The following is a 12,540-nucleotide window of genomic DNA, read 5'->3' on the forward strand; positions in this document are numbered from 1 at the left end:
CCCGCAACGGGTGCGGTTTTTGCGTTATGTCCCGCGGTCTTTCCAATAATTTTTTTTAGTGTTCGCTAATCAAGAAATTTGAGCTATCCAGCGCTGAGAATTTCAGGTTCCAGCGCGATGGTCGTTCCGAACGTCAACAATGCCGAGGCGCAAGCCTACCAATCCGCGTTGCGGGCCTATAGCCAGCGCGACTATGCGCAGGCTGCAAAATTGCTCCAGCCGCTTGTAGCACGTAGGCCGCGCTTTGCGGAGGCGCATCACCTGCTCGGCCTCTGCTGCTATCTAAGGGGTGAACTCATTGCGGCGGAGCGACATGTCCGGCGTGCGCTCTCAATCACCAAGCATTCCGATTTCTACCAGAACCTCGGCATGATCCTGCAGCAGCTCGGCAACGCCGATGGCGCCGCGGAAGTCTATGAGGCTGCGCTTCGCCTGAATCCGCAATCGCCGAAAGCCTGCAACAACCTTGCCAACATCCAGTTGGGCCGAAACAGGCTGGATGAGGCCGTTGAGCTTTACCGGAAAGCGCTCGCCATGCAGCCGAACTATGCCATCGGCTACAAGAACCTCGGCACCTGCCTGCTGCGATTGAAGCGCTACGACGAGGCGGAGGCAGCACTGAGGCGTGCTATCGAACTCGACCCATCCTTTACCGAGTGCAGGCAGAAGCTTGCCAACCTGCTTGTCCACACGGAACGTTTCGATGACGCATTCGAGGTCTACCGATCTGTGCAGGACTGGCGGCATCTGCAATTCGCCAAGCGCAACATTGGCGACTGGAGCGGGCTTGAAAGCATAGACGAGGGTTTCCTCGCCCAGTTGAACGGCGATAACCCGCCAGCATGCCCGCCATGGGAACCGATGCAGATGCCAGGCGTCAGTGCGGAGCTTCTGCGCCGGACGGCTTTCAACTTTGCCGTAAAGGAAATCCCGGAACTGCTGGCCCCGCCAATCTTTACAGGCAGCCGCAAGCCGGATGCAGGCGAGCGGCTGAGAATTGGCTATCTGTCCTCGGATTTCTTCAACCACGCAACCATGCACCTGTTCGCTGGCGTCCTCGAAAACCATGATCGCGAGGCTCTCGACATCAGGATTTATTCTTATTCGCCGCGACGCGAGGACGGCTTCACCCAACGGCTGGAGAATACGGCCTTGCCCGTCACCGATCTTCTCGATCTCTCGAATCAAGTTGCGGCGAGCCGGATCAATGATGACCGGATCGACATTCTGGTCGACCTGAAAGGCTATACCTCCGGCGCGCGGCTCGGTATCACGGCGCTGCGCCCTGCCCCGGTCATCGTCAACTGGCTCGGTTATCCGGGCACGCTCGGCCACCCAAGGCTTGCGGACTACATCATCGGCGACCCTACCGTTACACCTCCCGAACACGCTGAATTCTACAGCGAACGGCTGGCGTTGATGCCGCATTGCTACCAGCCGAACGACAGGCGGCGGCCATTGCCAAGCGCACCCTCGCGATCCGCCGTCGGGCTGCCCGAGGACGCCCTTGTGTTTTGCAGCTTCAACCAATTCGTGAAGCTCAACCCGCCGACCTTCGATATATGGAGCCGCTTACTTCTTTCCGTTCCAAACGGCGTTCTCTGGCTGTTGAAGCCGAAGCAGTCCGTCGCGCCAGACAACCTCATTCGCGAAATGAACGCGCTTGGCGTGAATTCTGACCGGATCGTGTTTGCGCCGTTCTCGCCCCAGACAAAGCATCTGGCGCGCCTCGGCCTTGCCGACATCGCGCTGGACACCTTTCCCTGCAACTCGCACACGACCGCAAGCGATGCGCTATGGGCCGGCGTGCCGCTCGTCACCTTCAAGGGAGAGACATTCGCCGGCAGGGTCGCGGCGAGCTTGCTTGCCGCGCATGGCTTTCCGGAATTGATCGCCGAGAACGAAACCGATTATTTCGAAATCGCTCACAGGCTTGCGACGAATTCCGACCAACGTGCCGCCCTGCGCGCCCGTATCAGCGACGCGCGTCTCATGTCACCGCTGTTCGACACGGCAAGGTTCACGTCCGACCTTGAGCGGCTCTATCGCGCAATCGCTGAAAACCACAGCAAGCCCGAGGCGGAACGCAAGCCTGTCGTCACGATTGGCTGAGAGTGGGTGCCGACCGGAACTGACAGCGGAACGAGGAGGCCACTATACGTCAGCGCCGGTCGGCGAACCCCATTTGTCAGGAGATGCGGCGGACCTGAGCCATGGGGTACAAGCCATGAAGTTAACTCACACTTGGCTTGTAAAAATTATCGTCGGTTAATTCCTATTAGAAATCAACGATTTCTTAACCAAACTGGCGAGGCATTTGACGTTAACGTAAACAAGTAAAGTTACTTGCCGTCATGCCGCAGTCGCGACCACGCGATTTCGTCCGGTGTTTTTGGCCTGATAGAGAGCGCTGTCCGCACGCCGCATGAGCGCCGAAACGCTGTCCGCTCCATATCCGATGGAAGCCACTCCAATGCTGACCGTGACATGCACGGCCTTGCCGGATATGAGAAACTCTTCCTTCTCGATGTCGTGACGCACACGTTCGGCCACGCGCTCCGCGAGCGAAGGTTCCGTGTCAGGCATGATGACCACGAATTCCTCGCCGCCGAACCTGCAAACGAGGTCTATGCCGCGCACATTCGCGCGAATGCGCCGAGCAAATTCCTTGAGCACCTGGTCGCCTCCGTCGTGCCCATAGGTGTCGTTGATGTCCTTGAACCTGTCGAGGTCGGTTATCATGATGGACAGCGGCCTGCGGCGCGTCACCGCGCGCTCGAACAGTGTTTCCATGTGGCTGTCGAGATATCTGCGGTTGTGAAGCCCGGTGAGGCCGTCGATGACTGCCATCTCGATCGTTTCGGCCACGCTTAGCCGAAGCTGGTCATTGTACATCTTGCGCCGCACCTGTGTGCGGATGCGCGCCGTAAGTTCCTGCCGGTCTACCGGGCGCGTCACATAGTCGTGTACGCCAAGCTCGAACGCGCGCATGACGCGCGCTTCCTCGCCCTCATCCGCGATGAGAATAACCGGGACATAGCGCGTGCGGTCGAACGATTGGAGCTGTGAGCAGAGCCGCAACGGATCGAACTGCGAAGCTCGCGTCGATACGAGGATGCAGTCGGGCGCCCGGTCAACGGCGAGAAACACGCCCTCATTGGCGCCGTTGGCGATGTCGACCTCGCAGAACCGGCTCAATATCTCCGCCGTGCGCTGCGCCGAATCCGCATTTTCGTCGATCAGCAACACATTTGGCGAATTGGTCAGTTCAGGCAGCCTGCGGCCCAGCATTTCCTGGATGCCGATGCTTCGCGTCGTCGAGGCGCGCAGGCGCAGTTCGTCGGTGAGCGATTTCAGCCGCACGAGACTCCGCACGCGCGAAAGGAGTTGCAGGTCCTTCACGGGCTTCGTCAGGAAATCATCTGCGCCGGCTTCGAGGCCCGCAACGCGGTCCGATGCCCGGTCGAGCGCGGTCACCATGATGATCGGGATATGAGACGTGCCCGGATCGCCCTTGAGGCGGCGGCAGACTTCAAAGCCGTCCATGCCGGGCATCATCACGTCCAGCAGCACGATGTCGATGGCATCCCGGTCGCAGATTTCCAGCGCTTCGAAGCCATCCGCTGCCGTCACGACATCGAAATATTCCGCGGTCAGGCGCGCTTCGAGCAGCTTCACATTCGCGGGAACGTCGTCAACGACAAGAATGCGTGCTGTCATCAGGCATCGCCAAGATAGGATTTGATTGTTTCGATGAAGCGCGGAACCGAGATGGGTTTGGAGATATAGGCCTCGCAACCTCCCTGCCTGATACGCTCCTCATCGCCCTTCATGGCGAAAGCCGTGACCGCGATGATGGGTATATGCAGCAGGTTTTCGTCTTCCTTAAGCCAGCGGATGACATCCAGCCCGGAGACCTCTGGAAGCTGGATATCCATGAGGATCAGGTCTGGACTGTGCCGCCGTGCCAGATCGAGCGCGTCCAACCCGTTGCGGGTCCGCACCGTCTCATAGCCGCTCGCTTCGATCAGGTCGCGGAAGAGCTTCATATTCAGCTCATTATCCTCGACGATCATCACCTTCTTTGGCATTGCAGTTTCGCCCATTGCCTTTTGCGGGAATCCTTCAAAGCATAAATGTCCGATCCCGCGGCACAACCCGCCCCGACGCTAACTTGAGAACATTGACGAATAGGTAATTACCCCGTGAAAACTGGTGATATACGCAATGAAGTGTAACTTCCGATTCAGGATTCCAGATGTCCGCGACGCGTGAAAGCACCGAAGCCGCCGAGCAACTCGCAATCGAGGCGCTGGCCTACATTGCGGGAGACCCCACGCTGATGAGCCGGTTCCTCGCGCTGACGGGCATAGAGGCGGCATCGATAAGGCAGGCCGCCGCGCAGCCCGGATTTCTGGCCGGCGTGCTGCATTTCATTGCGGCACACGAACCGACCCTGCTCGCGTTCGCGGATGCACGGTCGATCCCGCCCGGCGACGTGCTCAAGGCGATGCGCGCTCTGCCGCTTGGCGAGGACGCGCACGAACGCTCCACCTGACATCCGCCTGTTGTTGGTTGGCTTGCGCTGGAATATTGTCTGCCCGACGCGAGCAAGGTCGATATGCCTGCCACCACCGCCGATCCGGAAAGCGGCTTTTGCCGGGATTGCCTGAAGCGGCAACAGCGGCACGCAATGCGTTGTTTTCATTGCGGTAGTCCACGCATCCTGCGGCACCCGGAACTCTATTCCCTGCGCATCGCGCATATCGATTGCGACGCATTCTACGCCGCCGTCGAAAAACGCGACCGGCCCGAACTCAAGGACAAGCCGGTCATTGTCGGCGGCGGCAAACGCGGTGTGGTTTCGACCGCATGCTACATCGCGCGCATCCGGGGTGTGCGCTCCGCGATGCCGATGTTCAAGGCGCTTGAAGCCTGTCCGGATGCCATCGTGCTCAAGCCGGACATGGAAAAATATGTGCGGGTGGGGCGTGAAATCCGCTCTATGATGCAAGCCCTGACGCCGTTGGTCGAGCCGATATCCATCGATGAGGCGTTCCTCGATCTTTCGGGAACGGAGAAATTGCATGGAGAGCCGCCCGCCCTCGTGCTCGCCCGGTTCGCGCTCGCGGTCGAACGTGAAGTAGGCGTCTCGGTGTCCGCCGGCCTTTCCTACTGCAAGTTTCTCGCCAAGGTGGCTTCGGACTTCCACAAGCCGCGCGGCTTCTCGGTCATCGGCGAAAGCGAGGCGGTGGAATTCCTCAAGGAACAGCCCGTTTCGCTGATATGGGGCGTCGGCAAGGTCTTTGCCGCCACGCTGGAGCAGGACGGCATCAAAACAATCGGCCAGATCCAGAACATGGAGCTGAACGATCTGCTGCGTCGGTATGGAACGATGGGCAGCAGGCTTTACCACCTCGCGCGGGGAGTGGATGAGCGCTCGGTCCACCCAGAGCACGCCGCCAAGAACGTGTCGGCTGAAACCACATTCAATTCCGACCTGTCGTCGCGGGCCGAGCTTGCGCCGATCCTGCGCGCGCTTTCAGAAAAAGTCTCCGCGCGATTGAAGAAATCCGGAATTGCGGGGCGCACCGTGGTGCTCAAGCTCAAGACATCCGATTTCAGGATACGCACCCGCAATCGGCAACTGACGGCCCCTACGCAGCTCGCCGACCGGATATTCGAAACCGCCATGCCGCTTCTGGAAAAGGAGCTGGACGGCACCCGCTTCCGGCTGCTGGGTGTCGGCGTCCACGACCTTGAAGCGCCGGACAAGGCCGACCCGCCGGACCTGATCGACACGCGCGCGACGCGACGTGCGAAGGCGGAGCAGGCAATCGACACGCTGTGCGAGAAATTCGGCAAGAAGGCAGTGGAGACAGGCTATACGTTTGGCCGCTCGGCGCGCTTCGAGCCGCAGCAGCCGTCCGACCGCGAGGACGATTTTTGAACTAGTTCGTCTTGGCCTGTTCCGGCGGCGGAATATCGGACTTTTGCTTGCAGGCTTTCAGCCATACATCGTAGACCGCATGCTCCACGGCGCTGATGCCCGGGCTTTCTGCAAACATCCAGCCGGTGAATATGCGCCGGATCTTGCGGTCCAGCGTGATTTCATCCACCTCCACGAAGGAATCGGTCTTTGGTTCCTCGGCATCGGGCCGAGAGTAGCAGACCTTCGGCGTGACCTGCAGCGCGCCGAACTGGACCGTTTCGTTGATATAGACATCGAAACTGGTGATGCGCCCGGTGATCTTGTCCAGCCCTGCAAATTCGGCCACGGGATTGGTCACCCGTTCGACCTTCTTTTCCTTTTCCGGAACGATCTCCTCGACCGACTCGCCCGTCTGGGGCTGCGGCGGCGGCAATTGCTGGCCGGGTTGATCCGGCGGCGGTAATGGCTGCGCCTGTTGGGGCTGCGCCTGCGGGTCGGGGTTCAGCCAATCGGGCTCGGCCTGGGCCGGCGCTGTTTCCTCACCCGGCAACGGCAATTCGAGCGGGGGCCGCGGCGGGTCGAGCTCCTGCGATTCGACGGGCGGAAACGTGTCGATGGGAGGAAGCTCGTCCACGGCATCCTGCGCATGCGCCAGCGAAGCCGCAAAGCAGGCCGCGCCGATAAAGGCTGCGGCGCGGATCAGGGCGCGATTGCGTCTAGTTGAAATCATGCGGTCGCGCTCGTCCCAAGCGTCTGTTCGAACCATGCGTAGCCGGAAATTGTGGCGGAAAACGCATGGCGCGCAAATGCGTCACCCGCCCGGCGTCCAGGCATCATAATCGCCGGTGACCTGCGGACGGTGGCCCGTACCGAGTATCGATCCCTTCGGATGATAGGCTTGCGCCGTGCCGGTCAGGTTCGGCTCGTGCGGCTTTTGCCAATCACGCGGCTTGTAGTTCTCGGCAACCGGCGGCGTGTCCACCCGATGATGCATCCAGCCATGCCAACCGGGTGGAATGCGCGAAGCTTCAGACGTGCCGTTATAGATGACCCAGCGGCGCGTGCGCCCTTCGGAGTCCTTGCCGCCTTCGTAATAGACATTGCCCTGTTCGTCTTCGCCAACCCTGGTGCCAAAGCGCCAGGTGTGGAAGCGGGTGTTCAGGGTCTGCCCGTTCCACCACGTAAAGAACTGGGTGAAGAAGGTTTTCATCGCTTTCCTCGGCTCTCAACCGGCCTTTCGCCTTATGGCTTTGCCAAGCCCATCTTGCAAGCGGTTAGAGTGTGCCCATGACCTGCAAAAAGCCATCTTTGGCATGAAACCGCACAGCATGCTTCAATATAACCGCTTCCTTCTGAAATGCTTCAACCTGTTCGCTGTGGTCGCCTTTGTCGCACTGGCGGGCTGCGTGGCCGGTCCGGCCGGGAAAGGCTATGACGGCGCGACCTCGCTACCCGAAATCCGGGCGGAAAACGGATTGCTGCCGTTGACCAGTGACGCAGAACTCACCAGCGCGGCGGCGATGCAGGCCGCAAGCATGGCGCGGGCGGGGTCGATGAACCACACGACAGCGAACGGAGGTTCCTTCGCAGCGCGCATGAAGAAGGTCGACACACGCGGAGGTGCCGCGGAAAACATCGCCTATGGCGCGTTCGGAACCGATGAACTGTTCGTGCGATGGATGAACTCACCGCCGCACCGGCGCAACATTCTGAACCCCGCTTTCACGCGCTACGGGCTCGCATCCGCGCCTGCGGGCGATGGCAAGCGGCGCTACTGGGCGCTTGTGCTGGCGCGATAGCCCCGAGCCTATTCCAGTCCGAGCTTGGCCTTCACCAGATCGTTGACGGCCTGCGGGTTTGCCTTGCCTCCGGTTGCCTTCATCACCTGACCGACGAACCAGCCGGCAAGCGTCGGCTTGGCGCGCGCCTGTTCCACCTTGTCGGGGTTCGCGGCGATCACTTCGTCCACGGCTTTTTCAATCGCCCCGGTGTCGGTGACCTGCTTCATTCCGCGTGATTCGACCAGTTCCCTCGGATCGCCGCCCTCGTTCCAGACGATCTCGAACAAGTCCTTGGCGATCTTGCCCGAAATGGTGCCTTCCTTGATAAGGTCGACGATAGCGCCGAGCTGGTCAGGAGAAACGGGTGAATTTTCAATGGATTCTCCGGCCTTGTTCAAGCCGCCCATCAAATCGTTGATGACCCAGTTGGCCGCCAGCTTGCCGTCCCGCCCGACGGCGACCTTCTCGAAATAGTCGGCAATCGCCTTTTCCGACACGAGGACCGACGCATCATAGGCGGACAGGCCGAGATTGCTGACCAATCGCGCTTTTTTGTCGTCCGGCAGTTCGGGCAAATCCTTCGCCAGCGCATCCACATAGGCCTGATCGAACTCCAGCGGCAACAGGTCCGGGTCCGGGAAGTAGCGATAATCATGCGCCTCTTCCTTGGTACGCATGGAGCGCGTCTCGCCCTTGTTCGGATCAAACAGACGCGTTTCCTGATCGATCGCGCCGCCGTCCTCCAGAATGCCGATCTGCCTGCGGGCCTCGTATTCGATGGCCTGCCCGACAAACCGAATGGAGTTGACGTTCTTGATCTCACAGCGGGTGCCGAATTCCCCGCCGGGCTTGCGAACCGAAACGTTCACGTCGGCGCGCATCGAACCTTCGTCCATATTACCGTCGCAGGTCCCGAGGTAGCGGACGATGGTGCGCAGCTTGGTGAGATAGGCCTTGGCCTCGTCCGACGAGCGCATGTCCGGCTTCGACACGATTTCCATCAGGGCCACGCCCGACCTGTTCAAATCGACAAAGGACATTGTGGGGTGCTGGTCGTGCATCGACTTGCCCGCATCCTGTTCCAGATGCAGCCTTTCGATGCCGACTTCGATGTCCTCGAAATTGCCTTTCGAATCCGGGCCGACCGAAACGGTGACCGTGCCTTCCCCGACGATCGGCTGCTTGTACTGGGAAATCTGGTAGCCCTGCGGGAGATCGGGATAGAAGTAGTTCTTGCGGTCGAAAACTGATTTCAGGTTTATCTGCGCGCGCAGGCCGAGTCCCGTGCGGATGGCCTGACGGACGCATTCTTCGTTGATGACAGGCAGCATGCCCGGCATTGCGGCGTCGACGAGGCTGACATTGTTGTTCGGCGCCGCGCCGAACGAGGTCGACGCGCCCGAGAACAGCTTCGAGTTGGACGTGACCTGCGCATGCACCTCCAGGCCGATGATGACTTCCCAGTCGCCCGTGGCGCCGGGAATCAACCGCTTCGGGTCGGGCGTGCGTGTGTCGACGATGCTCATGTCAGTCCAGTTCGCGAATATCTTTCGGGAGGCAATTCCCGGAATTCGCTAGAGCAATCGTGCGCCGCTTGCAACCTATGCCGTTGCTATGTAGTTGCGGATTTCCTCCGCCTCGCGCTCGACATCCTCGATGCGGCGCTTCACCACGTCGCCAATGGACACGATGCCGTCGAGCAGTCCATTCTTCTCGACGGGCAGATGGCGGAAACGTCCGCGCGTCATGATTTCCATGACTTCATTGATGGTGTGGCTCTCATTGCAGATGTTGACCTTCGGGGTCATGGCATCGCGGATTGGATGGTCCATTGCCTCGACGCCGAATCGTGCAAGCGACCTGACGATGTCACGCTCGGAGAGAATGCCGACGATCTTCCTGTCGCCATTGGTAATGACCAGAGCGCCCACACGATTTTCCGCAAGCACGCGCACTGCCTCGGAGAGCTTGGCATTGGGACCAAGCGTCAGGACATCGTGCCCCTTTTCCTCCAGAATCGACTTGACCGTCATCCCTTCCTCCCTGTCCGGTACTCGGGCGGGACGATCGCCCGATATTCACATGGTGCGCCGGGAATTGCGGGTTTTCAAGTGGTTGGAAACGGATCTGCAACAGGTCGATCAAACAGCCCGAGCAGAAGGAGGCCCGCCAGGAAGCCGCCAATATGCGCTTCCCATGCGATGCTGTCGGAAACGCCCGGCGCGCCGAGCAGCCCGATCAGCAAATTGCCGCCCATCCATACGGCCAGGAACACCAGCACCTGCCGCGAACGCAGAGTGACGGACAGAGGCAGCAGCGGCCCCGCATAGGCCGGGGTGCGAGAATGCCGGTCCACATGGAACAGATATCTCGGCGCAGCGGCCATCATGCCCGAAATGGCGCCCGAAGCGCCGACCAGCGGGACATCGTCGGTTGGATGCACCAGATAGTGCAGGCCGGCCGCCGCGGCGCCGCAGGCGATCCAGAACAGCAGAAAGCGCAACACGCCGATGCGGTTGGCCAGCGGCGTGCCCACGGCGGCGAGCCACGCCATGTTGACGCCCAGATGCACAAAACCGCCATGCAGGAAGGCATATGTGACGGGCGTGGTGAACGCATAGACATCGATGATGTATTCGCCCGAATAGCGCACCGGGATGAAGGCGGCGCGGATGATGAACGCAATGTTCTGGTTGGGCGTCAGGACATAGGATTGCACGAGCTGCACCGCCACACACACGGCGATCAGCGCCAGCACAACGGAGGGGATATTCAGCAAGGGCTCCCTGTTTGTCGGTGCCTGGCGCGGGCCGCGCCGCGCCGGTTCATCGCTCATGCCCTGCCCTTTCCGCGAATCCCTTTGGAATCACGTGCACTTTGCTGGCCGCGCACGGCGCGATCAAGGCCGCAGGCAAAAAATCAGGCCGTCCAGGTTTACCCTTGAACGGCCTTCGAGAAATACCCGATAAAATGACTGGAAAGCTGCATCACAATTCAGTTGCCGCCATCATGCCGATTGCACTTTCAAGCGCAACATAAACCATCTGTTAACCCTAACGATCCGTTGCGGTGAACAAGACTGCCCGGTGCTGGCACGCCACATGCTCCGGGAAGGTAGAAAGGAGCACGAACCGCTGATTCTGGGACAATTGCAGCAAATGCGCGGCGGAGTGTGACGAAATGAAACAAGACGCATCAGTAGAGCTGTTTCACTATTGGAACCGCTTGCGCGATGGCCGCCCCGCGCCGAAACGCACGGAGGTCGAGCCCGCCGAAATAAAAAGCCTTTTGGCTGATACGTTCATCCTGGAGAAGGATACCAGGGGTGAGGCCGTATTCAGGCTTGCCGGCACGCGCCTTTGCGCGGCCTACGGGCGCGAGCTCAAGGGCTTCTCCTTCACCTCGCTTTGGCGTGCCCGCGACCAGCGCCTGCTGAAGCGCATGCTGGAAACGATCTTTACCGAGAATACAGTGGTGGTTGTGTCGTTCGACGGCATCAGCGCCGCCAACCGCTCATTGGCGTTCGAACTGGTCATCCTTCCGCTCGACAGCAGCAACGAAAGCGCGCGGGGCCTTGGACTGATTACGGCCTGCGAGCGAGCCTATTGGCTGGGCGCCGATCCGATCGTCGACGCGAACGTGATTTCGGCCCAGATTTTCGATCCATCGCGGGAACCGCTGACGCTGAAAACGCAACCGGAAATTCGCATCAACGACCGGCTCCAACCCTCACCGGACACACTCCAGATGGGCTTCGACACCAGCGCCAAACAAGCGATCAGCAAGCGGGTGCGGCACCTCCTCGTGCTCGATGGCGGGCGCTCGAAGTAAAATCAGGCATTAAGCCAAGCTGTATGGGTTGAGATTACACGTTATTAACGTATTTAACCCTACTGTGATGGGGCGTACGCGATAGAAACCGGGCGGGTTATGCGACGCGCTGGCAGGTTGGTATGTCTTCGACGTCATTGGGAACGTATGCCCCATATGAACGCCGCGCTTTTGAGCGCGTGCGGGTGAAGCTGCACGGTCGCTTCATGCTGGAGGATCGTTCCGAACATGTCTGCCATGTCTACGACATGTCGCCGGGCAATATTTCCCTCCTTGCGGATCGCATCGGCGAACCGGGCGAAAGGGTCATCGCCTATCTCGATCATGTCGGACGCATCGAAGGCGTGGTGACTCGCACCTTCGAGGACGGGTTCGCAATGACCGTCATGGCCAGCGAACGCAAGCGCGAGAAACTGGCGGCACAGTTGACCTGGCTCGCAAACCGCGAAGACCTCGGGCTGCCTGAAGACCGGCGCCACGAACGCGTTGCGCCGCGCAATCCCTTCAGCGCGCTGCATATGGACGATGGCCGCAGCTATGAATGCCGCATCATCGACCTTTCCCTTTCTGGCGCAGGAATCGAGATCGACGTTCGTCCGGCGCTCGGAAGCCAGGTCGTGCTTGGAACCATGCGCGGAACGGTCGTGCGCCATTTCGAAGAAGGCATCGCAATCGAGTTCGCAACGGTGCAGGAACCGGAGATATTCGACCAGCAGTTTTCCGAAACGGAAAAGCCGGCGGCCTGACTTTCAGAAACAGATAAAAGGCAGTGTCGCGCATGCACATGCGGCGGCGGCTTGTCGCATGGATAAATTTGTCTTAAATTCATTATAAAACTTGGCGACAACTTATCTATATTTCATCTACTCTGTTCTTGGTGCTTCACGATATACGTTTAAAATTGCTTCGATATATTTTGCGGCGGGTAAATTTAATCGTGTCATCGTCTCTCGCATTGGGGAGACGACGCAATGCGGACATACGGGTGGATGGCGC

12 protein-coding genes and 1 pseudogene are annotated in these 12,540 nt (G+C 59.8%); 6 read left to right on the plus strand and 7 right to left on the minus strand.

The window, feature by feature from the left end; all coding sequences use genetic code 11:
• Positions 1-117: 117 nt before the first annotated feature.
• Complete coding sequence (locus M9924_16465; protein ID MCO5065990.1) at positions 118-2,112, plus strand: tetratricopeptide repeat protein; 1,995 nt, start codon at positions 118-120, stop codon at positions 2,110-2,112.
• 240 nt (positions 2,113-2,352) lie between these two features.
• On the opposite strand, the gene M9924_16470 is transcribed toward M9924_16465, so the two are convergent.
• Entirely contained in the window at positions 2,353-3,720 is a 1,368-nt protein-coding gene (locus M9924_16470; protein ID MCO5065991.1) for a PleD family two-component system response regulator, read from the minus strand.
• Positions 3,720-4,091 (minus strand): response regulator, encoded by a 372-nt coding sequence (locus M9924_16475; protein MCO5065992.1) that lies wholly within the window; start codon positions 4,089-4,091, stop codon positions 3,720-3,722. The genes M9924_16470 and M9924_16475 overlap by 1 nt, the downstream gene beginning before the upstream one ends.
• Before the next feature lie 167 nt (positions 4,092-4,258).
• Between M9924_16475 and M9924_16480 the strand changes: the two genes are divergently transcribed.
• Positions 4,259-4,558, plus strand: coding sequence for a DUF3572 domain-containing protein (locus M9924_16480; protein MCO5065993.1), 300 nt, complete (start codon positions 4,259-4,261; stop codon positions 4,556-4,558).
• Between the two features lie 63 nt (positions 4,559-4,621).
• Entirely contained in the window at positions 4,622-5,950 is a 1,329-nt protein-coding gene (locus M9924_16485) for a DNA polymerase IV (GenBank protein MCO5065994.1), read from the plus strand.
• 1 nt (position 5,951) lies between these two features.
• Here M9924_16485 and M9924_16490 read toward each other — a convergent pair.
• Together M9924_16490 and M9924_16495 are read right to left on the minus strand one after the other, a co-directional pair.
• Positions 5,952-6,296 (minus strand): annotated as a pseudogene (locus M9924_16490) (DUF2155 domain-containing protein).
• A 447-nt stretch (positions 6,297-6,743) separates the two neighbouring features.
• Positions 6,744-7,142, minus strand: a complete 399-nt coding sequence (locus tag M9924_16495) for an NADH:ubiquinone oxidoreductase subunit NDUFA12 (GenBank protein ID MCO5065995.1) — start codon at positions 7,140-7,142, stop codon at positions 6,744-6,746.
• Between the two features lie 118 nt (positions 7,143-7,260).
• Between M9924_16495 and M9924_16500 the strand changes: the two genes are divergently transcribed.
• Positions 7,261-7,731, plus strand: a complete 471-nt coding sequence (locus M9924_16500) for a CAP domain-containing protein (protein MCO5065996.1) — start codon at positions 7,261-7,263, stop codon at positions 7,729-7,731.
• An 8-nt stretch (positions 7,732-7,739) separates the two neighbouring features.
• On the opposite strand, the gene gatB is transcribed toward M9924_16500, so the two are convergent.
• The 3 genes from gatB to M9924_16515 all read right to left on the minus strand — a co-directional run bounded on the left by gatB (position 7,740) and on the right by M9924_16515 (position 10,549).
• On the minus strand, positions 7,740-9,239 hold the full coding sequence (gene gatB / locus M9924_16505; protein ID MCO5065997.1) for an Asp-tRNA(Asn)/Glu-tRNA(Gln) amidotransferase subunit GatB: 1,500 nt from the start codon (positions 9,237-9,239) through the stop codon (positions 7,740-7,742).
• A 75-nt stretch (positions 9,240-9,314) separates the two neighbouring features.
• The gene (locus tag M9924_16510; GenBank protein ID MCO5065998.1) at positions 9,315-9,746 is read right to left on the minus strand and encodes a CBS domain-containing protein; all 432 of its coding nucleotides are present in this window, start codon (positions 9,744-9,746) and stop codon (positions 9,315-9,317) included.
• A gap of 74 nt (positions 9,747-9,820) precedes the next feature.
• Positions 9,821-10,549: a rhomboid family intramembrane serine protease gene (locus tag M9924_16515; protein ID MCO5065999.1), complete on the minus strand. Its 729-nt coding sequence runs from the start codon at positions 10,547-10,549 to the stop codon at positions 9,821-9,823.
• Between the two features lie 344 nt (positions 10,550-10,893).
• Between M9924_16515 and M9924_16520 the strand changes: the two genes are divergently transcribed.
• Positions 10,894-11,544, plus strand: a complete 651-nt coding sequence (locus M9924_16520; protein ID MCO5066000.1) for a PAS domain-containing protein — start codon at positions 10,894-10,896, stop codon at positions 11,542-11,544.
• 122 nt (positions 11,545-11,666) lie between these two features.
• Positions 11,667-12,290 (plus strand): PilZ domain-containing protein, encoded by a 624-nt coding sequence (locus M9924_16525; GenBank protein MCO5066001.1) that lies wholly within the window; start codon positions 11,667-11,669, stop codon positions 12,288-12,290.
• The last annotated feature ends 250 nt before the right edge of the window (positions 12,291-12,540 follow it).

It is taken from the genome of Rhizobiaceae bacterium, assembly GCA_023953835.1.
Lineage (GTDB): Bacteria > Pseudomonadota > Alphaproteobacteria > Rhizobiales > Rhizobiaceae > Mesorhizobium_G.

Bases quoted from the DNA above. Each gene is read 5' to 3' on its own strand.
- M9924_16465 (MCO5065990.1), top strand. From the start codon at position 118: ATGGTCGTTCCGAACGTCAACAATGCCGAGGCGCAAGCCTACCAATCC.
- M9924_16470 (MCO5065991.1), bottom strand. From the start codon at position 3,720: ATGACAGCACGCATTCTTGTCGTTGACGACGTTCCCGCGAATGTGAAG.
- M9924_16475 (MCO5065992.1), bottom strand. From the start codon at position 4,091: ATGCCAAAGAAGGTGATGATCGTCGAGGATAATGAGCTGAATATGAAG.
- M9924_16480 (MCO5065993.1), top strand. From the start codon at position 4,259: ATGTCCGCGACGCGTGAAAGCACCGAAGCCGCCGAGCAACTCGCAATC.
- M9924_16485 (MCO5065994.1), top strand. From the start codon at position 4,622: ATGCCTGCCACCACCGCCGATCCGGAAAGCGGCTTTTGCCGGGATTGC.
- M9924_16495 (MCO5065995.1), bottom strand. From the start codon at position 7,142: ATGAAAACCTTCTTCACCCAGTTCTTTACGTGGTGGAACGGGCAGACC.
- M9924_16500 (MCO5065996.1), top strand. From the start codon at position 7,261: ATGCTTCAATATAACCGCTTCCTTCTGAAATGCTTCAACCTGTTCGCT.
- gatB (MCO5065997.1), bottom strand. From the start codon at position 9,239: ATGAGCATCGTCGACACACGCACGCCCGACCCGAAGCGGTTGATTCCC.
- M9924_16510 (MCO5065998.1), bottom strand. From the start codon at position 9,746: ATGACGGTCAAGTCGATTCTGGAGGAAAAGGGGCACGATGTCCTGACG.
- M9924_16515 (MCO5065999.1), bottom strand. From the start codon at position 10,549: ATGAGCGATGAACCGGCGCGGCGCGGCCCGCGCCAGGCACCGACAAAC.
- M9924_16520 (MCO5066000.1), top strand. From the start codon at position 10,894: ATGAAACAAGACGCATCAGTAGAGCTGTTTCACTATTGGAACCGCTTG.
- M9924_16525 (MCO5066001.1), top strand. From the start codon at position 11,667: ATGTCTTCGACGTCATTGGGAACGTATGCCCCATATGAACGCCGCGCT.